This is a genomic window from Bacillota bacterium, assembly GCA_012837335.1.
Taxonomy (GTDB): Bacteria; Bacillota; Limnochordia; order Darwinibacteriales; family DTU012; genus DTU012.
Genome location: DURM01000023.1, coordinates 14,232 through 34,913, shown reverse-complemented (window position 1 = coordinate 34,913; position 20,682 = coordinate 14,232). Strand labels below are relative to the sequence as shown.

Here is a 20,682-nt window from a genome sequence, read left to right as displayed (position 1 = left end):
GATCCTTTTTTTGTGCCTGTTTTCATCCTCCTCGAACAAACTGTTTACATATTGGTTTAAAGGCAAGGGAAGAATAGCCTTAGATTGGAACAGTAGGAGGGATATTATGCCGGCAGGCATGATTTTACTTTTGATTGCTGCAGCGCTCGTTTATTTCGGCGCGGGGCAGAGAATACTCGATCGCATGCGCTTAACAGACAGCCAAGCTTTGCTGTTTATCGGTATTATGATTGGCGGCAGCTTTATCAATATCCCCCTTTATCGGGGAACGGTAGAAGTAAGCGTAAATGTGGGAGGAGCACTCGCGCCGCTCGCCTTGTGCATCTATCTCCTGAGTAGAGCAGATACAACCCGAGAATGGGTGCGCGCCCTTGTTGGAGCTGCTGTTACGGCCGGAATTGTCTTTGGTCTAGGTCAGCTGACAGATTTTGATCCAACCGGACCAACATTTATTGATCCTATGTGGCTGTTCAGCATCACCGCGGGAGTGGTTGGCTACTTGATGGGCAGATCCCGGCGTTCCGCTTTTATTGCCGGAACTTTGGGCCTCATCCTGACTGATGTGATCCATCTGGTCCGCTCGTTTGCAGCAGGGCTACCATCCACAGTTGCCATAGGTGGAGCCGGTGTGTTTGATGCCATTATCATTGCTGGATTCATCGCGGTAGCGTTAGCTGAGCTCGTGGGCGAAACTAGGGAGCGTCTTCAGGGTGGTCCTGAAGCTGAATCCGATGATGAACTGTTTGTTAAAAATGTACCCAAGCTTGAGCATGAAGAAACTGGTCCAGCAGAATCGCAGCTCTCGGATGCGGAGCGTAATCTTTACATGCAGGGCATTCACGGAACAAGCTCCGATGAAGGGCAGTCTGACAGCAGCGATGGAAGGGAGGAGCAGGATTGAAGCGGGCAGTAATTTACCTGGTAATACTTGGAGTATTGATTGGAATAAGTTCTGCAGCTCAAGCATCTTGGTTGGAGACCAGTCTTTTTGAACGCAATGACAGCGGTTACTTCAGCCTTGAAGATGAGAATGGTGTAATCACTTACACCGCAAGGATCCTAGATGTAGGTGACTCGTATATCGCCGCGGACAATCAGCGGTATGAGGTAGTGGAAATTACCGGCGACCGCATAATTGTGGAAGCGAAAGAAAAGATTACTCTTCCTGATATGAAGCAGCTGACCACCGCTGTTAAACCCAGTATCTGGGAGCGGCTGTTTGGTGCTGCCGCGTCCAAGCAAGATGATGAGGAACGAGAGTGGAACACAATCGGCATTTACCATACCCACAACGCAGAATCTTATGTACCAACCAGCGGCGTTGATTCAGAAACTCACGGCGATATTATGGAAGTTGGCAGAGCACTGGCAGATGCCCTTAACAACTTAGGATACAATGCAGTTTGGTCAGACAACAGCCATCTTCCCCATGATGGAGAGGCGTACCTCCGTTCGCGGCGTACTGCCGTTGAGCTGATGAAGCACAAACCCGGGACACTGATCGACGTTCACCGGGATGCCACTCCTCCGGAAGTGTATGAAACCGAAATAGAAGGCAAACCGACAACCAAGGTGCGGATTGTAGTAGGTCGCCAAAATGAAAACCGGGAGACCACGTTAGAGTATGCCAAACGAATTAAGGCGGTAGCAGATGAGAAGTATCCCGGGATCATCGAAGGTATTTTTGATGCGCGGGGCAATTATAATCAGGACTTAGGCCCAAGGATGATTCTATTAGAATTTGGGGCCCATACCAATCCTTTAGAGTTAGCGGAGCAGGCAGCGCAGTTTTTTGCCGAGATTATTCCTGCAGCTGCGGGATTATCCAGCTCTGAAGCAGCGCAGCAGGAAACAGAGCAGACTTCCCCTCTTGCCTACCGCAGCATTCTCTGGATATTAGGCATCACGGCGGTGATAGTTATTGGCTACCTAATTATCAACAAACAAAGCCTAGGTTCCCTTGGATCTTTTTTCCGCAGAGAATTTGCTGGTGAGCAGCCTCAGGATGATCAAGACGATGAGCAGAATTAGGTGAATGCGATGGATTATTTATTTTCAGTTGTGCTGGCGGCTCTATCCGGATTGGCAGCCCGGCTCTATATGCTGAGGCGGGATTACCGCCAATATCCCAGCTACCCTCAGGGCTGGGCTATCCACTTGTTTATTGGTTTTATCGGAGCGCTGTTAGGAGCAGTTTTGGTTCCGTCTCTAATTGAAGCGGAGTTTGCAGCTGTATCGTTTTTACTGATGGCAGCATCCCAGTTTAGAGAAGTGCGAAATATTGAGCGCAGTTCGTTGGAAAAACTAGAGGCTGATGAGTTAGTAGCTAGAGGAACAGCTTATATCGAAGGAATTGCACGGGTTTTTGAGGCACGCAACTATTTGGCGATCTGGACTGCCTTTATTGTCGCGGCAGTGTCTGAATTGACTGCAGCTTTTTCCCTGTGGCTGCGGTTAGCAGCGGCAGTTGGAGCAGCTATAACCAGTGCTGGACTGCTGAACTTTTTGATGCGGGGACCGTCAATAGCCGATATTGCTGAAATCCGCTCCACGGAGATTGAGTTTGATGGACCTATATTGGTTGTCGGCGGAGTGAGCGTGATGAACGTAGGCCTGCCAAGTGCAAGGGAGTGGTACCTTAAGCAAGCGGTGGCGGCTGAGATTATTCCTAAAGACGTTGATGCGAAGGCTACGTTGGCTAATATTGGCCAGATGCAGGCGATCGCCCATGATGCTACCGCGATGGTTGGAGTTTTTATGGATGTTGGTGAGCAGGAGTTCACACCTCTCGTCCGCCGCGACCCCCAGTCGGGAAAACTGGTGGTGGTGATGATTCCTTCAGAGGACAACCAAGCCGCCTTCTTAGAGGCAATTTCCAATGTCCCGGTCCTTGAAAGCGCAATTCGGAAGCCGCTCCGCTCTGTCGCGGGCCGGATGTTAGATGGGAGATGAGACAGATGGAAGTTGTGGCTGCTAATCAAATCTTGGCTGTAATCACTACTGATAAAGAGCGAGTTGGTGGTTCTGCCCCAACTTTCTATGCTGAAAATACTGAGGAGCTGGAGAAAATTGCGGTCTATTTGGCCCGCATCTTTATGGCCGCGGTTCATGATTTGGGAAATAACGTATATATTATTGTTAAGCATTGATTATGAGGTGAACTGGGTGGATATTATCTACTGCTGTTATGGAGGAGCGCATTCGTCGCCTATTGCAGCTGCGATTCACATTGGACAGCTCAATTCTGAGCAGATTCCAACCGCTTCTGAAATCTGGAATGTCCAGCTTTACGATCGGGTTGAGTCTTCTGATCGCGGCAAAGTGAATTTTATCGGTGAGGATGAGTGCGGCAACCGGGTTTATGTCTGCGGCAGGGGCAGTGAGAAACAGGGGATAGAGCAGGCTATTAAAAGCGGCATACTACTTGCAGGAGGCAGTACAGACGGTCTAGTCTTTATTGATACGCTTCCTGCTGTTAATATATTAATGAGGATAGGCGGCTTTATGTCGCGAAAGCTAAAATGGGTCCGGCTCGGCAGACCGCTGGTCATTAAGGGTACGCAGCTGGCTTTTTTCGATCTGGTCCGGATTGTAACTGCCGCTAAAAAAGAGTATGGAATCGACTGCGCGGAAGCGAAATCCAAGCCAGAAAAGAGGAAAACCCATTAAGACTAGAGAATTATCTAAGCTGGTAAAGATTTGGTAGAAACTGTAAGGGAATGAGTGGATTATGGCAAAACCGATTGTTGCAATCGTGGGAAGACCGAATGTGGGCAAGAGCACCTTGTTTAACCGCATTGCCCGCGAGAGAATAGCTATTGTTGATGATCAGCCGGGGGTAACCCGAGATCGGATTTACTGCGAAGTAGAATGGACCAATAAACGTTTTATTTTAGTTGATACAGGCGGTATTGAGACCGAAGAAGACATCATTACTAAACAGGTTAGAGAGCAGGCGGAAATTGCTATTGAAGAAGCGGATGTTATTATTTTTGTTGTCGATGGGCGTGAAGGATTAACGGCAGCAGATGAGGATGTCGCAGATCTGCTGCGCCGAACCAATAAGGAAATAGTGCTCTGTGTCAATAAAGTAGAGGATTACTCGGCAAGTATGGAGATGACCGCCGAGTTCTGGGCGCTGGGATTAGGGGAGCCAGTCTCTGCATCCGCTGAGCACGGTCGAGGTGTTGGCGATCTGCTGGACAAAGTAGTAGCTAGATTTCCGGAAGATGCGGACCTGGGCGAAAGCGATGCTTTAAAGATCGCAGTTGTTGGACGTCCAAATGTAGGGAAATCTACTCTGATCAACCAGTTTGTCGGCGAGCAGCGGGTGATCGTTTCTGATATTCCTGGCACAACCCGCGATGCTATCGACACCTTTTTTACCTTTGAGGATCAGGAGTTTGTCCTGATCGACACTGCTGGATTAAGGCGGAAGAAGAAAATTGAAGTAGGTGTTGAACGTTACAGCGTGCTGAGAACTCTCCGCGCAGTTGACCGCTCTGATATCGTGTTTTTGATGCTTGATGCTGAGGAAGGCGTTACCGAGCAGGATAAGAAGATCGCCGGTTATGTGCATGAAAGCGGCAAAGGCTGTGCGATTATTGTCAATAAATGGGATCTAGTTGAAAAAGAAACAAATACAATGCGCGACTTGGAGCAGGAGATTTATTCCGGTCTGCAGTTTTTATCCTATGCTCCGATTGAGTTTATCTCGGCGCTTACCGGCAGAAGAGTTAACCGCTTGATCAATTTAGCGGTGCAGATTGCCGAGCACCGGAGTATGCGGATCCCAACAGGCAGGCTGAATGAGATTATACAGGATGCCGTGGCCATGCATCAGCCTCCTTCAGATAAAGGTGTGAGGTTAAAGATTTTTTATGCAACACAGGCTCAGGTTAATCCACCTGTATTTTTGCTGTATGTGAATCACCGAGAACTGATGCATTTTTCGTACCTACGCTACTTGGAGAACCGCTTGCGGACAGAATATGGATTTTACGGCACTCCGATCATTCTGAGTGTGAAGGAGAGATCATAACATGGGTGGATTTGTTCAGAACATCGGATTAATTTTCGCTGCATATGTGCTTGGTTCGCTGCCTTTTGGGCTGTGGGTAGCCAAGCTTTGGGCAAATATTAATATTAGGGAATACGGCAGCGGCAATATTGGAGTTTCTAATGTGCTGCGGACTATTGGTCCTGTGCCCGCAATAATCGTTTTAGTATTAGACGCTGGAAAAGGTTTAATTCCTGTCTTACTTGCAAAACAAATGCTGTCCAATGAGACTATGTGGTTTATCGTTGGTATTGCGGCAATCATTGGGCACAGTCTGTCGCTGTTTGCCAACTTTAAGGGCGGCCGGGGTGTCGCAACTGCCGGCGGTGTTTTATTAGGATTATCATGGAAAATAGTGCTGACACTTCTGATCGTGTGGTTGGTCACACTTTGGATCAGTCGTTTTATCTCGCTCTCGTCAATTTTGGCAGCTGTATCGCTGCCAATCAGCTTAGTAGTCTTCGGGTTTCCTCCCAGCTATTGGGTTTTGGGGGCGGGATTGGCTCTATTTGTTATCTGGCGCCACCGACCGAATATCGAGCGGCTGCTTGCCGGAACTGAATACCGGATTGGCGAGAAAGCGCAGAAACACTAGGAGTGAATATTTTGGTATAAATCACGGACAATCCGCAAGTCGCGGGTGTTCCGTGATTTTTTTGCTTCATTTTGTTATATTTTCTCCAAGCTCCTAATATAGTTATAGTGTCCATCCGCATGCATGCCTAATTGTAGACGAGGCTGGATTCATAGAGGGTGCGGTAAGTAGGAGGGGTAAACCCAATTCAAAGGAGGGAAGCCTTGATGGAGAAATTCAGTCTTTTCGCTGATATCGCGGAACGTACTGGCGGAAGTATCTATTTAGGCGTCGTAGGTCCGGTGCGTACAGGAAAATCGACTTTCATTAAGCGGTTTATGGATTTGTTAGTCCTGCCCAATATTGAAGATATCCATGTCAAGGAGAGAACGAAGGATGAACTGCCTCAGAGTGGGGCAGGTAAAATGATTACCACTACCGAACCGAAATTCGTACCCGAAGAGCCCATTGAGGTAGTTTTAGAAGAGAACATTAAGTTTAAGGTGCGGCTGGTTGACTGCGTTGGTTACACAGTTCCCGGGGCGATAGGTTATCATGACGAGGATGGACCGCGGATGGTGATGACACCCTGGTTTGACCATCAGATTCCCTTTCAAGAAGCAGCAGAGCTTGGTACCCGCAAAGTGATCAGTGAGCACTCTACACTTGGATTAGTGGTGCTGACAGACGGCTCAGTCACTGATATCGAGCGTGACGATTATCTTGAAGCTGAAGAGCGGGTAATTGCTGAACTGAAAGAATTGGAGAAACCCTTTATTGTGGTGCTGAATTCGGACCAGCCCCATAGTCCTCAAACCACTGCCCTGGCAGAAGCATTAGAAGACAAATATGGGGTTAAGGTAGTTCCTTTAGACTGTCTGCGCATGACTCAGGATGATATCCTGGGACTGATGCGGGAAGCGCTCTTTGAATTTCCGGTTAGAGAAATTAACTTCCGCTTTCCCCGCTGGATTGAAGAGCTGCCGCAGGATCACTGGCTGCGTCAGGAGTTCGAACAGGCAGCCTATGAAAGTGTGAATTTGGTTGAGCGGCTCCGTGACGTAGCAAGCTCAATGGAGTACTTAGCCGCAGCTGAAGCTCTCGACAGTGCTTTATTGGAAAGAATGGATATGGGCACAGGAACTATCGATGTTGAGTTGGGAGCGGACCGTTCGCTGTTTTATCAGGTGCTTGCCGACATGACAGGACTGGATGTTGAAGGTGATCACCATTTGATCCGGCTGATGCATGATCTGTCAGTTGCCAAGAGAGAGTATGACAAACTGTCCTCAGCGCTGATGGAAGTGCGGGAAACAGGCTATGGTATTGTCTCTCCGTCTGTAGATGATATTACATTTGAACATCCGGAGCTGATTAAGCAGGGACGCCACTTTGGAATTAAGCTGACTGCTTCAGCACCATCCATTCATCTGATCCGCGCCAATATCATGACAGAAGTAACTCCCTTGGTCGGAACTGAAAAACAGGGCGAAGAGCTGGTGCAGTCACTGTCAGAGGAATTTCAGGCTGATCCCGATGCTTTATGGAACCGTGATTTTCTCGGACGCTCACTGCAGGACTTAGTCAAGGAAGGAATTCAAGCAAAACTGAACCGCATGCCTGATAACGCGAGAGAAAAACTGCAGGAAACACTGTCCAAAATCATCAATGAAGGAAGCGGCGGATTAATTTGCATTATCTTGTAATTTTTGATAATCCTCATCATTAGTGGTTAAACTAGGGATAACACCTAATGAAGGAGGATATCGGATGACTAAAACCGATTTAGTTGATCAGGTTGCAGCTAAAACAAATTTGACGAAAAAAGATGCTGCTGCTGCTGTAGATGCTGTTTTTGCCTCTATCACCGAGAGCTTGGCTCAGGGTGAGAAGGTGCAGATTATTGGCTTTGGTTCCTTTGAAGTTAGAGAGAGAGCCGAGCGAACTGGCCGCAATCCCCAGACTGGCGCCGAAATGACTATTCCAGCAAAGTCAGTTCCTGCTTTTAAAGCTGGTAAACAGCTGAAAGATGCTGTTGAAAATAGGAAATAACCCTTGCTTTTTTTTCGGAACTATGGTATCCTATTTTCTGTCAGTCGGGGCGTGGCGCAGCTTGGCTAGCGCGCTACCTTGGGGTGGTAGAGGTCGCAAGTTCAAATCTTGTCGCCCCGACCATTCAGCTTACAGAATCCTTCCAGATTTGGGAGGATTTTTTGTTTATGCAGGAAATGACCTCTAAACAGCAAATAATATTAACGTAAGACAAGCAGACACAAATTGAAGGAGGCTGCTTCTAATTGAGCATTAAACGGTGCGGCTTGCTCCTGGTCATTTTGTTAATCAGCTTTGCCGCGAATTCAGCGGCAGTTCAAGCTGAGTACTTATTGGCTGAACAGCCTTATTTGCACAATAGTATTATCACTGCAGCAGATGTCTTAGATACCGGAGCGGATCAGATCATTGCTGGTCTTGGCAGTGAGGTTAAGATTTATGATCAAGAACAGGTGCTTGAAACGATTTCCGGGTTTTCCGGTGTGGTTACTGCTGTCGCAGCTGGTGATTTGACAGGTGACTTTCGCCCTGAAATTTTAATAGGAACCGATAAAGGCAGCTATTATATCTACCAGAAAGTCCAAGGCAAGTGGCAGCAGGTTTTTGAGCAGCGGTACTTGTGGACTCCTGTTGTTTATCTTGAGGTGTGCGATATTACCGGTAACGGTTGGGGTGACGTAATAGTCCGTACAGCTCGCGGCGAGGCTTTTGTTTACTTATCTTGGGATGGTAAGTTGGAGCTTTTCTGGCGCTCTCAGCCAAACGCAGCTGTAAAGTATATCCAAGCAGCAGATTTGACTGGCTCTGGTCGCGACGATGTAGTTTTTACCCATAATTCTGGTTATGTTGGGGTCTTGAGCTGGCAGGAAGGTCAGTTTGAACTAGTTTGGCAGAACTTTCCTTGGGGAACCATCGACAGCTTAGTGGTAGCCGAACTGCAGAGCGGCCAGCTGCCCGAGATCATGGTAGTAACTGGACAAAATATTGTGTATACCTGGAGATGGAACGGAGAGACAATTGCAACCCAAAGGCATTTTCCCTATGAACTTGAAGGTAATGTGACCAAGATAGTGCCGGGTTTAGGCTTGGTCAATATCTCAACAGCTTCAGGTATTACCTCTTATAGCATAGGAGCCAGCAGCTTGAGCGTTCGCTCAGTATATCCCTTAAGCGGTGTGCGAGACATAGTTATGGTTAATGACACCATGCTTATTGAGGAAACCAGTGGCAGGTACTATACGCTTTACGATGTCGATCCTGAGCAGATTAGAATATTTGTGAATAATAAAGCTACTAATAAGCCAATTGGGCTTCAGGTCTATTCCGGAAAGATCTATCTCGATGTCGATGGATTGGCTTCAGCGTTAGGATTGATTCGTTTTGGAACAAAGCGCATATTCTTAATTAAAGGCCTAGATTATTTTGTTATTGATCCAGAAGAAGGCGCTGTGCTGTGGCGGAACACTCCGCTGCCGTTCGCTGATCAGATTTTGACTCAAGATGGAAAAACCTATATTCCGATATCTCTCATAAGCCTGATGGGTTATGATGTCGATTTTGACTACTCCACTAGTGAACTGCGGATTACCAAGAGCTGGGGTTGGTGGTAGACCCTATTCTTCCAGTTTTTTGGATTAATTTCACGGAGAGGAAGGAAGGTGCCCTCTTCTTGTGGAATACTACAGAGGAATGTAAACAATTAGTTAATAATGTTTCCTGTTAAAATAGAGGCAGTAGGACAAGAGGAGGAGATTTAGTGAAGAACTACAGTATTGACAAATTACGTAATGTAGCCCTGGTTTCCCACAGTGGTGCAGGCAAGACATCGCTGGCAGAAGCGATGTTATTTGTATCCAAGGGTATTAACAGGCTCGGCCGCGTCGATGACGGTACAAGTACCCTCGACTACGATCCCGAAGAGGTTAAACGGCAGATCAGTATTAATTTGTCCATGGCTCCGATTGAGTGGAAAGACCATAAGATTAATATCCTCGATACTCCGGGATATTTCGATTTTGTTGGTGACGTTACTGCTGCTCTTCGAGTTGCAGACACAGCGCTGATTGTGGTCTGCGCTTCTGCCGGAGTTGAGGTTGGAACCGAAAAAGCATGGGACATGACTGAGCAGAATAATATCCCGCGCATGATCTATATCAACAAGATAGAGCGGGAGAATGCAAACTTTGATCGCGTAGTTGAGCAGTTGAGATCAATGTTTGGTCAGAAGATTGTTCCGGTACAGATTCCAATCGGCACTGCTGATAGTTACCGCGGTCATATCGATCTGATTCAGCAGAAAGCTTATCTGTGGGATGGAAACAGTGTTACCGTTGGTGATATCCCTGCAGAAATGGCTGATGATGTGGAAATGGCAAGAGATGCTCTCATCGAAGCTGTTTCCGTAACCGATGATGAACTGATGATGAAGTACCTTGAAGGCGAGGCATTAACTGATCAAGAGGTTGAAGCCGCTCTGGCAGTTGGTACCAGAACCGGAGATGTTGTTCCAGTATTCTGCGGCTCCGCTTCGGCAAATGTGGGTGTTTCTGAACTCTTAGATTACTGCATCAAATGTGCACCGAGTCCAAAGGAAAGAATCGATGTTGGCATTGATACCAAGTCTGGAGATGAAGTAGAGATTTCACCTGAAGGCGACAAGCTGTGCGCATTAGTATTTAAAACCCTTGCAGACCCGTATGTCGGCAAACTAACATTATTTAAGGTTTTATCAGGAACTATGAAATCAGACAGCACTGTCCACAACCTCAGTGCTGGACGCGATGAGCGGGTCGGTCAACTGTTTGTTATTAAAGGTAAAGAGAATATTCCGGTTACTCAAATCTCCGCAGGAGATATCGGTGCTGTGGCCAAGCTGCAGGAAACCAACACCAATGATGTACTTACTGTTAAAGGTGCTACAGTAAAACCGAAGGGAATCGAATTCCCGCAGTCAGTTATGACAATGGCTGTGCAGCCTCTGGCAAAAGGCGATGAAGATAAAATCGGTAATGGCTTGGCGCGTCTTGCAGAAGAAGACCCAACCTTTAAGGTTGAGAAGAGTGCTGAAACCAGTGAAATTCTGATTTCCGGTTTAGGCGATCTGCATTTGGAAATCATGTGCAGCCGTCTCCACAGCAAGTTTGGTGCTGAAGTAGAGCTTTCAACTCCCTCCATTCCTTACCGTGAAACAATCCGCGGTTCAGTCAAAGTTGAAGGTAAGCACAAGAAACAATCTGGAGGTAGAGGTCAATACGGCCATGTATGGCTCGAAATCAGTCCGGGCAGCGGCGAAGGCGACGATGAGCTGGAGTTCGTTGACAATATTTTCGGTGGAGCTGTTCCCCGTCAGTATATCCCGGCGGTTGAAAAAGGTATTCGGGAAACAATGGAGGAAGGAATTATTGCCGGCTATCCGATTGTTAACCTGAAAGTATCGCTTTACGATGGTTCATACCACAGTGTAGACTCTTCGGAGATGGCGTTTAAGATTGCGGCGTCTATGGCCTTGAAGAAAGGATTTGCCGATGCCAATCCAGTGCTGCTGGAGCCAATTTTGAATGTCAAAATTGTAGTGCCTGAGAGTTTCATGGGCGATGTAATGGGAGATCTCAACAAGAAACGCGGTAAGATCTTAGGTATGGAGCCCCAGGGCGGAAATCAGGTAATCCGGGCTCAGGTGCCTATGAGTGAAATGTTTAAGTATGCGATTGACCTGCGTTCAATAACTCAAGGCAGAGGCTCATTTACAACAGAATTCAGCCACTATGAAGAGGTTCCGCAAAATATTGCTGAGGACATTATTGCGGCAAGACAAAAAGAAGCGTAAAGGTATAAGTGGATCTTACAATATGCAGTCCATTTCGGTGGACTGCATATTTTTTTTTCATGAAACATAGTGTTAAATGAGCGACCTGATTGAATGGGAGTGAATACCTGTGAAAAACACAAACAGTGCTGTTAATTTCGCTCAGCTCGGCAAGGGCATTTTATTGACTTTTTTTGCTCTTTTTGTGTTTGCTTTAGTAATAGCTGTGGCAGCCTATGTTTCCTCCTGGCAGTATACTGATGGAGTTATATCGGTAGGAGTGTATGTGAGTATTGCCTCTGGCGCGTTCTATATGGGGTCAAAGTTGAAGCATAAACTGTGGCTGCATGGGATTTTGGTTGGTGTTATCTTTCTGGTGGTTGTAACAGTATTGAGAGCGGATTTTAGCTTGTTTTTGCGCTGGACTTGGTTTAAACAGTTGTTGTTAGTCAGCCTCTGTGGGCTGCTGGGTAGTGTGATAGGAGGCATCTTTAACCAGTAGCATAACTATATACTGTCAGCTGCCGGGCGCAGCATAGGTGTTGGAACATAAAATGCAAAGTCTAGAATTGGCTTTCGATATAAAATGGCAGTAAGCTGATAATTTACCCAAAACTCCAAGACAATGGAAAAATAAAGATTTGCAGTTATATGCCCATGATGGCATAATTAGAGTATCAGGAAGCATAAGCTGGGGTTTTAGGAAAATATTAGCTGAGGGATATCAAAAAATGTGTACTTTTTTTCAAGATAGCATTTTCTGCGTAGCTAACAACTAATAAATGTGGTACCATTTAACCGAACTACACATATATTGATTGTTTGTCCGCTTTTATTAAGATATCTTTAACAAGCAAAAAATGAGAAGGTTGGGGTGTGCGCCTTGTTTACTAGGAACAAAAAATGGACTACTTTTTCGGTAACTTTATTGCTTTTATTAGCTGTGGTGAAGCTAGCATCAGCAGCTGCACCTTATGAGAGTTACCTTTTTAATTTCTGGGGCGAACGGGTGCCGGCACCACAAGCATATTTCCCTTCATTATTAGTAGACGGACAAGCCCTTGGTGTCGGTGCTTTAAGAAGGCCGCAGGATTTAGCAGTCGGTCCGGACCAGAAGGTCTTTATTGCTGACTCAGGAAACAACCGCATCATCCGCTTGTCTGCGGAGTTAGAGTTAGAGTTGGAGATTACAACCTTTATAAATAATGGCAGTGATGATACATTCCGCAATCCTTCCGGAATTGCAGTCAGCGATATTGGCGAAGTTTACATTGCCGATACTGACAATGCTCGAATCGTTGTTCTAGACGCGGATGGGAATTTGCTCCGCATAATCGGGCAACCGGAATCTTCTGACAGAGCGTTGATCAAAGATGATTACATTTATCGGCCTCTTAAAATCGAAGTTGACCCCTTAGGCAGAGTTTATGTTATCGCAGCTAATGTCTATGAGGGGATTTTTCAATTTGATAAAGAAGGTAAATTTCTCGGGTTTATTGGAGCTCCCCGGGTAACTCCTTCAGCCGTGGATGTGTTTTGGATGCGGCTGGCCAGTGATGAGCAGCGGGCTCAGCTGCAGCTGTTTCTGCCTATTGAGTATGCGAATTTTGGCATCAACGAGGACGGTATGCTGTATGCGGTTCTGCGCGACACTGCTGCTGATGGAAACGAAGAAATTGTCAAGCTTCTTAATCCGGCCGGAAAAGATATTATGCGCCGGGTCAGCCAGCTGCCGATTATCGGTGATGTTGAGATCACTGGAAGTTCATTTATTGCCCAATCCTCTTTTGTAGATGTTTTAGGCCGAAAAAATGGCGTTTTCAGTGTACTTGATGGAGCAAAAGGGCGAGTGTTCACCTATGATCGCAACGGTGACCTGCTCTATGTATTCGGTGGAATCGGCGACGTTCTTGGTCGCTTCCGCAATCCAGTAGCCTTGGCAGAGCTGGATGGCAACAGACTGGTTGTTTTGGATAACAGGGGTATAACTGTATTTGAACCCACTGCGTATACTCAGGCTATCCACCAGGCCATTGATTTTTACGACCGCGGTTATTATTTTGATGCTGCCGAAGTTTGGCAGGATGTTTTAAACCAGAACCCCGGTTTCGAGATTGCGTATAACTGGATTGCTACAACCGCGCTCTTGGAGCAGGACTATGATAAAGCAATGCGGTTTTATCAATTAGGTCAAAACCGCACTGGTTATTCAGACGCATTTTCTGCTCATCGCCAGAAATTTGTTGGCGATAATATTGCTTGGATTATGACCGGCGTTTTTGCTGTCTTTATTTTTTTGTTTATTGGACCAAAACTGAAGCTGGGTAAACGCTTCAGTAAGTTTATTGGCCTTGCTGATAATCCGAAAGCGCTCGCAGAATTAAGTGCACAGATGGAATCAATGCCGGAGAACAGCATTCCGCATGCGGTTAAGCGTGAATATTCGTTTAGGAAGCTTGTGGACAGCTTGCTGTATTCACTTCATGTTATTTTTCATCCGTTTGATGGATTTTGGGACCTTAAGCATGAGAAACGGGGTACTACTGCCGCAGCAAATACTTTATTAGTCATGACAGTTCTCGCTTATGTTTTCATGCGCCAGTACACAGCCTTTACATTTAATACGCTGGATGTAACTGAAGTGAATCTGTTTGTCGATGCAACCAGTATTCTAGTTCCGTTCTTACTGTGGGTGGGAGTAAACTGGGCGTTCACTACCCTGATGGAAGGCAAGGGTACCTTAAAAGAGATCTTTATCATGTCTGCCTATGCCTTAACACCGGTTATTATCTTGAATATACCTTCAACCGCCGTAAGCCACTTCCTAATTGAGGGAGAAGGCAGTTTATTGACCTTAGTTCGCGTTATTTCAGTCGCCTGGACCGTGATGCTGCTGCTTATTGGTACAATGACACTGCACGAATACACCATGGGCAAGACTATCATAACAGCGATTTTGATTATCTGCGGAATTGCAGCGGCGCTGTTTGTTGGACTGCTGTTTACGAGTGTAGTAGATCACGTCAGCCGGTTTATCATCACGATTTTAACCGAGATAAATTACCGGCTGTAAGGCGCTGGGAATAGGAGGTAATTAAGTGCAATTCAGATCGCGTTTTATCAGGCAGATAGTTTTATGCGCAGTAGTTGCTGCACTCAGCTTAATACCTGGGGCAGCTGCCGCAGCAGATGAATCTCTAGTTCCAGAGCTGCCCCGCGGCTATGAGTTAGCAGCTGAGAATGAATTTCTGCAGCTGTACCTCAACGAGCAAACTACTCAATTTGCAGTAGTTAATCGCACTAGCGGGCGGGTTTGGTACAGCAATCCCAATAACCAAAAAGCCCAGGAGCAGGTACTCATTGAATACTTTACTCCTAGTGATGATGCTCGCACTATGAACAATGCAGCAGATAGTGTTGCTTATGAGCAGTTTGAAATAACACCAATCGATGACGGCGTCAGGATCGACTATGTGTTCGGACAGGTGTGGAATCAGGAGGATTATGTCCCTGTGCTGATTAGTGAAGCACGCCTCAACGAAGTACTTGCAAGCATTGAAAACCAAAGGGATAGAGATTTTGTCCGCAAGAATTTTGTCCGCTTTACAATGGAAGAGATGCCGGAAGATTACCAGCGGGTAAATATTACTAATCTCGATAAGAATGCTTTATTTGGTTCGTATACAATCATGCCGGAAACCAACTTAAGCGGACGGCAAAAAGGTGACTTTGTCAGACACATTTTGGAGCAGATCCGGAACAACCGTAATGATATTGGTTCGATTACTCAATTAAAACCTGAAGATATCGCCGCCTTTATTGATAATCCCACATTTGTGCGCAAGCAAAATATGTTTCCGTGGGATTTAGAAGATATGGCTGCGATTCTAAAGGAAGCAGGATACACTCCTTATGATAAACAGGACGACAATACTGCTTATGGTTTAGTTCCGCCAGAGCAGAAAGTTGAAAACTTTAAGATTCCTGTTGAGTATCGGTTAGACGGAGACAGTTTAGTGGTACGCGTTCCTATGGATGAAGTGGTTTATCCTAAGAATGCCTTCACCAGCGATATCTGGGGTATGCGTGGAGTTCACTGGACGGTAGTTACTGACGAGCGTTTAATGGAAGCATTTGGGGGTATTGGCGGTGGCGGAGAAGTAACTTTTCCGCTCCATGCTATCAATCTGCTGCCTTATTTCGGTGCTCCAGATGAAGCGGAATCAGGCTATATTCTCATTCCGGATGGTTCCGGATCGTTGATCTATCTTTCCGGCGATCGGGTTAGGGCGACTGACGATTTAACACTGCAGCACCGTCTCTATGGTGAAAACTTAGCTAACCTCGGCACAACCACTGATATTCAATCCGAACTTGAGCTGCGCCGCCATTTCCAACCGCAGCAGCTGCCAGTCTTTGGTATGAAGCGTGGTGACGCAGGGTTCTTCGCTATTATTGAAGAGGGCGATGCGGTTGCCAGCATTGTAGTAAAAACAGCCGGCAGAGTTAATCCTGTGGATACAGTTTATGCCCGCTTTAATGTAATGCCTGTTGGCAGCGTACAGTTAGCGGTAAGTTCCCGCGGAGGTGGCGGATCGTATATTAACACCTATCAACAGAGGCTGGTGGATTCAGATCTGCAGATTCGCTATCAGTTTCTTGAAGGCGAAGAGGCAAACTATGCCGGTATGGCTCGTTTATATCAAGAGTATTTAGTTGACAACTTTGGTTTAGCAAAAACTGAGTCTGATCAAGAAATACCATTTTACCTTGAGCTGGTTGGCGGCGTTCACCGCAAGCAGCCAATTCTCGGAATTCCGCGGGAAGTAATTGTACCGCTGACTACTTTCGAGCAGGCTGAGGCAATTGTTGATGAGCTGCTTGATGATGGTATTGACAATATTAAGCTGCGCTACACTGGATGGCTTGCCGGTGGTGTAGAGCACATCTATCCAAATAAAGTGGAAATCGAAAAGGCGCTGGGAGGGCAAACCGGCTTTACCGGTCTCGTAGAATCCCTGCGAGCTAAAGGGATAGCTATGTTCCCGGATGTAACGCAGACCATTGCTGCCAGAGATACCATCAATGACGGATTTAATTCGACAAATGATGCGGCATACTCCCTGAATAAGAATTATGTGCAGCGGGTACTTAATACTGGAACGAATGCCTGGGTGGTATCGCCGAGAAGCTTAAAAGCCCAAATAGAGGGCTTCCAGAGCGACTACAGCGCTTATGGTTTGAACGGGCTCTCGCTGAGAGATCTCGGTACCGCCTTAAACGCAGATTTCCGAGAAAATGATGAGCTGTTGGTAGACCGCCAGCAGGCAAAAAGGATCATCGGTGCAGAGATTGGCGAACTTGCTAAATCCTATTCGCTGATGATGAATGGCGCTAATGTTTACGGATTAGTCCACGCAGACCATATTCTCAATATGCCGGTAGACAGCAGTGGTTTTGTCATCAGTGACCAAGCTGTGCCATTTTATCAGATAGTTGCCAGAGGATATGTAAACTACGCCGGTGCCGCTCTTAACTATGCAGTTGATTTTGATGACGCTAAACTAAAATTGCTGGAAGTAGGAGCTAATCCATATTTTATTTGGAGCTACGAGGATTCATCGATTCTTAAGGATTCGCCATTCCAATACCTGCTGTCGATTAATTACCGGACTTGGAAAGAGCTTGCTGTCGAGATTTATAATGAAGTTAACCAGGTCTTGGCTCCACTGCAGGGTCAGACGATAATCAACCATCAGCAGCTGGATGAACAAGTTTTTGCAACCACCTATGAAGATGGTACCAAGATTATCGTCAACTACAACAGCGATCCTGTGGAAGTTGACGGTTTGCGGATCAACGCAAAAGGCTATCTGGTGATGGGGGGAGAGCAATGAAAAAGCGTAAAGTGAGAAGGAAGGGATTATCACTCAGGCAGCAAAACGTAGTAGCCGGATATTTGTTCTCGCTGCCGTTTATCCTGGGTTTCCTGTTCGTGTTTCTCTATCCATCAATTTTATCAGCTATCTTTAGTTTTCATGAACTGGTTATCACAAGATCTGGTTACGAGTTGAACTTTGTTGGATTAGAGAATTACCGCCATATCCTTAGGGTTCATCCCACTTTTGTGCGGGATCTAACTGAAACCATTATGGGTATGGTAAGCAATGTTTTCTGGGTTTTGATCTTCAGCTTCTTTGCAGCGATTGTCTTAAATCAGAAGTTTAGAGGACGTTTATTAGCGCGGACAATTTTGTTCCTGCCAATTGTCATGACTTCAGGTATTATTCTTAAGATCGAAACCGAGGACTATATGACCGGAATTTTAGAATATGGTATGGAGGCAGCCTCAACGTTTTTGGTTACACCATCTTTGAGTCTGTATTTGTCTAATTTTCAGCTGCCGCCCGCTTTGATCGAAAACATCTTACTGGCGATTGAATCGCTGCCAAACATTATCCGCAGTTCAGGAATCCAGATTCTCGTTCTCCTGGCAGGACTGCAGGCTATCCCGAGATCTTTGTATGAAGCATCAGAAGTAGAAGGTGCTACAGCCTGGGAAAACTTCTGGCTGATTACACTGCCGATGGTAAGTCCATTAATTTTAACTAATATTGTTTATACCGTTGTCGATTATTTTACATCGACATCGAATCAGATGGTAACTACCATTCGGTCAGCAGCCTTTGGTTCTTTGGGATATGGGATCGGCTCGGCTATGTCCTGGGTTTACTTCCTGATTATTGGTCTGTTTTTGGGAGTAACATTCCTGATCTTTTCCCGGCTTGTGTTCTATCATGAATAAGACATCGTATCAAAGGAGGGGTGGGGCATGGCTGTCACTAACCGAAGGAAAATAATAAGAAACAATTTCTTCAAGTATATTTGGGTATTTGCTCGCGCTGTGATTTTAATCGGGGTGTGTTACATTGTTATCTTCCCGATCCTAAGCAAGATTGCATCTTCGTTTATGTCGCGGAATGATTTGTGGGATACCACTGTAGCGTGGATTCCCCGCAATCCAACACTCCGTAACTATGAATTGGCGTGGAACTATATGAAGTACCCGCTGGCATTTTGGAATTCTATAAAATTAGCTTTTCTGGTCAGTGCCCTCCAGTTAGTATCCAGTACACTTGTGGCCTATGGGATTTCCCGCTTTAAATTCAAAGGGGCAAATGTCCTGTTTACTCTAGCGATTATTACACTGATTGTTCCACCCGAGCTGTTTATAATTCCTTTATATCTAAACTTCCGTTATTTCGATTTATTGGGTGCACTGCCAACCAGCATCAACCTGATCAACTCGCTGTGGCCGCTAGTGATCATGGCAGCTACTGCTACTGGCCCGCGGAATGGTTTGTTCATTTATATTATGCGGCAGTCGTTTAAGGGAATGCCCCGTGATTTAGAAGAAGCAGCCTATGTGGATGGAGCAAGCACTTTCCGCACTTTCATACAGATTATGCTGCCAGCAGCTGTGCCGTCGATGGTAATCGTCTTCTTATTCGCGTTTGTCTGGCAGTGGAATGACTATTACATGACCCAGATGTTCTTGGGCAATGCAGTTACTCTGCCAATGATGCTGGATAAGCTTCCATTCAGTGTGCTGGGGGATCGTTGGGGATCTTCTATGCCTGAGACTTCATTATTAAACAACACTGGTAGTCTGCTTGTGATTGCTCCAGTTGTTATCCTGTATATCTGTCTGCAGCGGTTCTTCGTTGAAAGTATCCAGCGCACAGGTATAACAGGACAATAGAATTCCCAATTATCATTAAGGGGGTGGTAAGGCCAAAAAAGTTGTTTGCAGTATTTGGATAAAATTCTAGACTTTAAAAGGAGGCTAATCATGAAGAGAATCCTAACTGTCAGTCTATTAGTGCTGACCCTCATTATGTCCGCTGCGGCTGTCTCTGCTCAGGATTATGTTCCTAGCCCGGGAGTATTAAGCCCTGATCAAGTTGACTTTGGCGGCGCAGTTATTACCATTATTGGAACAGTTGATGAAGATACCTTTGCTGAAGGAACAATCAGAGAAGGCCGCTTAGAAGAAGCTATGGAGCTGTTCAACATCGGTGGCATCGAGTTTATGTTCAGACCAAGCTCTGAAGTTGTCATGACCAGAATCGTTACTGGCGAAGCCACTCACGACATTATTCACAGAGACTGGCGCAACGAGTACTACAACATGGCTGGTCACGGTATGCTTCTGCCATTAAATGATCTTCTAGGTGATGACTACTACGATTACCTGTACCCAACAGACAGCATTATTCACCAAGATATTCTCAGCGTAGGCAGTAATGTTTATTCTTTTGGTCATCTTTATGGCAGCAACTGGAGACCGACTGCTCTGGTTTACAACAGAAGCCTACTGGAGCGCGAAGGCCAGCCTGATATCTATGATCTGTGGACTTCCGGCAACTGGACTTGGGAAGAAGCAGAAAAGATTATCCAAAATGTTACTAGAGACACTGACGGTGATGGCGAAATTGATCAATGGGGTATCGCATGGCGCCGGATCGACTACGCTATTTATATGAACAATGCTCAGTTTGTTAAGAAAGATGCAGATGGCAAATATCGCTACGGCTGGGCTGATGACGATGCAATCTGGGTGTTTGACAAGATTGCTGAGTGGTACCGTGAAGGTTACATCGTACCCAAAGAGCTTGACGGCTCTAACCGCATTAAGAATGGTACCGTTGCAATGCAGTTTGGTTCCGACCATGCAGAGGGCGGACAAGCTAACAATGGAGATACTTTGATTTATGCTCCGATTCCAATGGGACCTCACGCAGATCGCCACATCTATCCGGAATGGGCAGTAAAATTTGCATCTATCCCGGTAACTGCTGAAAATCCGGAAGGTTTGATTGCTCTGCATGACTTCTTATTTAGAAAAGAAGACTTTGATTTCGACAGCTGGTTCGCAACTGAAGTAAATGAACGCATGTTTAACCGCGAGTCTGCTGAACACCTGCTGTATGCTCTGGAAAACTGGCAGGGTGATGTAGAGTGGGTTAACGGTTTAGACAGCCCGGACGTCAATATTAGATTCAGTGATGATATGGATCCGCTGTTCAGAGGTATTGAACCGGTTCGTTCGTATCTCGAAGCTAAAGGACCAACAGCTCAAGCTCAGATTGACGCTCTGTTCGGTCAATAAAACACTCCCCCAATAAGATT

17 protein-coding genes and 1 tRNA gene are annotated in these 20,682 nt (G+C 46.1%); all 18 read left to right on the top strand.

The window, feature by feature from the left end; genetic code table 11:
- Positions 1-106: 106 nt before the first annotated feature.
- The 18 genes from GX019_03375 to GX019_03290 all read left to right on the top strand — a co-directional run bounded on the left by GX019_03375 (position 107) and on the right by GX019_03290 (position 20,662).
- On the top strand, positions 107-901 hold the full coding sequence (locus GX019_03375; protein HHT36199.1) for a DUF1614 domain-containing protein: 795 nt from the start codon (positions 107-109) through the stop codon (positions 899-901).
- A complete protein-coding gene (locus GX019_03370; GenBank protein HHT36198.1) occupies positions 898-2,031 on the top strand; it encodes a stage II sporulation protein P in 1,134 nt (377 codons plus the stop codon). Before GX019_03375 ends, GX019_03370 begins: the two co-directional genes overlap by 4 nt.
- Before the next feature lie 9 nt (positions 2,032-2,040).
- The gene (locus GX019_03365) at positions 2,041-2,952 is read left to right on the top strand and encodes a hypothetical protein (protein ID HHT36197.1); all 912 of its coding nucleotides are present in this window, start codon (positions 2,041-2,043) and stop codon (positions 2,950-2,952) included.
- Between the two features lie 5 nt (positions 2,953-2,957).
- Positions 2,958-3,149 carry a hypothetical protein gene (locus GX019_03360; GenBank protein HHT36196.1) on the top strand — a complete coding sequence of 64 codons (192 nt, stop codon included), beginning with the start codon at positions 2,958-2,960 and terminating at the stop codon, positions 3,147-3,149.
- Positions 3,136-3,669, top strand: coding sequence for a DUF3189 family protein (locus GX019_03355; GenBank protein ID HHT36195.1), 534 nt, complete (start codon positions 3,136-3,138; stop codon positions 3,667-3,669). The genes GX019_03360 and GX019_03355 overlap by 14 nt, the downstream gene beginning before the upstream one ends.
- Positions 3,670-3,730: 61 nt before the next feature.
- Positions 3,731-5,041: a ribosome biogenesis GTPase Der gene (locus GX019_03350; protein HHT36194.1), complete on the top strand. Its 1,311-nt coding sequence runs from the start codon at positions 3,731-3,733 to the stop codon at positions 5,039-5,041.
- A 1-nt stretch (position 5,042) separates the two neighbouring features.
- The gene (gene plsY / locus GX019_03345; GenBank protein ID HHT36193.1) at positions 5,043-5,654 is read left to right on the top strand and encodes a glycerol-3-phosphate 1-O-acyltransferase PlsY; all 612 of its coding nucleotides are present in this window, start codon (positions 5,043-5,045) and stop codon (positions 5,652-5,654) included.
- A 206-nt stretch (positions 5,655-5,860) separates the two neighbouring features.
- The gene (gene spoIVA, locus GX019_03340; protein HHT36192.1) at positions 5,861-7,339 is read left to right on the top strand and encodes a stage IV sporulation protein A; all 1,479 of its coding nucleotides are present in this window, start codon (positions 5,861-5,863) and stop codon (positions 7,337-7,339) included.
- A 64-nt stretch (positions 7,340-7,403) separates the two neighbouring features.
- Positions 7,404-7,685: an HU family DNA-binding protein gene (locus GX019_03335; protein HHT36191.1), complete on the top strand. Its 282-nt coding sequence runs from the start codon at positions 7,404-7,406 to the stop codon at positions 7,683-7,685.
- Between the two features lie 45 nt (positions 7,686-7,730).
- Positions 7,731-7,808, top strand: a tRNA-Pro gene (locus tag GX019_03330).
- A 122-nt stretch (positions 7,809-7,930) separates the two neighbouring features.
- The gene (locus tag GX019_03325; GenBank protein HHT36190.1) at positions 7,931-9,295 is read left to right on the top strand and encodes a hypothetical protein; all 1,365 of its coding nucleotides are present in this window, start codon (positions 7,931-7,933) and stop codon (positions 9,293-9,295) included.
- A 146-nt stretch (positions 9,296-9,441) separates the two neighbouring features.
- Positions 9,442-11,511 carry an elongation factor G gene (gene fusA, locus GX019_03320; GenBank protein HHT36189.1) on the top strand — a complete coding sequence of 690 codons (2,070 nt, stop codon included), beginning with the start codon at positions 9,442-9,444 and terminating at the stop codon, positions 11,509-11,511.
- 109 nt (positions 11,512-11,620) lie between these two features.
- Positions 11,621-11,992, top strand: a complete 372-nt coding sequence (locus GX019_03315) for a TIGR04086 family membrane protein (protein HHT36188.1) — start codon at positions 11,621-11,623, stop codon at positions 11,990-11,992.
- Positions 11,993-12,433: 441 nt separating this feature from the next.
- Complete coding sequence (locus GX019_03310) at positions 12,434-14,563, top strand: hypothetical protein (GenBank protein HHT36187.1); 2,130 nt, start codon at positions 12,434-12,436, stop codon at positions 14,561-14,563.
- Between the two features lie 25 nt (positions 14,564-14,588).
- Positions 14,589-17,387 (top strand): hypothetical protein, encoded by a 2,799-nt coding sequence (locus GX019_03305; GenBank protein HHT36186.1) that lies wholly within the window; start codon positions 14,589-14,591, stop codon positions 17,385-17,387.
- Positions 17,384-18,295, top strand: coding sequence for a sugar ABC transporter permease (locus tag GX019_03300; GenBank protein ID HHT36185.1), 912 nt, complete (start codon positions 17,384-17,386; stop codon positions 18,293-18,295). The genes GX019_03305 and GX019_03300 overlap by 4 nt, the downstream gene beginning before the upstream one ends.
- Before the next feature lie 27 nt (positions 18,296-18,322).
- Positions 18,323-19,252, top strand: a complete 930-nt coding sequence (locus tag GX019_03295) for a carbohydrate ABC transporter permease (GenBank protein ID HHT36184.1) — start codon at positions 18,323-18,325, stop codon at positions 19,250-19,252.
- Between the two features lie 90 nt (positions 19,253-19,342).
- The gene (locus tag GX019_03290; GenBank protein HHT36183.1) at positions 19,343-20,662 is read left to right on the top strand and encodes an extracellular solute-binding protein; all 1,320 of its coding nucleotides are present in this window, start codon (positions 19,343-19,345) and stop codon (positions 20,660-20,662) included.
- Positions 20,663-20,682: the final 20 nt, after the last annotated feature.

Coding starts and splice junctions, on each gene's coding strand:
- GX019_03335 (HHT36191.1), top strand. CDS start 7,404: ATGACTAAAACCGATTTAGTTGATCAGGTTGCAGCTAAAACAAATTTG.
- GX019_03365 (HHT36197.1), top strand. CDS start 2,041: ATGGATTATTTATTTTCAGTTGTGCTGGCGGCTCTATCCGGATTGGCA.
- GX019_03360 (HHT36196.1), top strand. CDS start 2,958: ATGGAAGTTGTGGCTGCTAATCAAATCTTGGCTGTAATCACTACTGAT.
- GX019_03375 (HHT36199.1), top strand. CDS start 107: ATGCCGGCAGGCATGATTTTACTTTTGATTGCTGCAGCGCTCGTTTAT.
- spoIVA (HHT36192.1), top strand. CDS start 5,861: ATGGAGAAATTCAGTCTTTTCGCTGATATCGCGGAACGTACTGGCGGA.
- GX019_03300 (HHT36185.1), top strand. CDS start 17,384: ATGAAAAAGCGTAAAGTGAGAAGGAAGGGATTATCACTCAGGCAGCAA.
- GX019_03295 (HHT36184.1), top strand. CDS start 18,323: ATGGCTGTCACTAACCGAAGGAAAATAATAAGAAACAATTTCTTCAAG.
- plsY (HHT36193.1), top strand. CDS start 5,043: ATGGGTGGATTTGTTCAGAACATCGGATTAATTTTCGCTGCATATGTG.
- GX019_03290 (HHT36183.1), top strand. CDS start 19,343: ATGAAGAGAATCCTAACTGTCAGTCTATTAGTGCTGACCCTCATTATG.
- GX019_03350 (HHT36194.1), top strand. CDS start 3,731: ATGGCAAAACCGATTGTTGCAATCGTGGGAAGACCGAATGTGGGCAAG.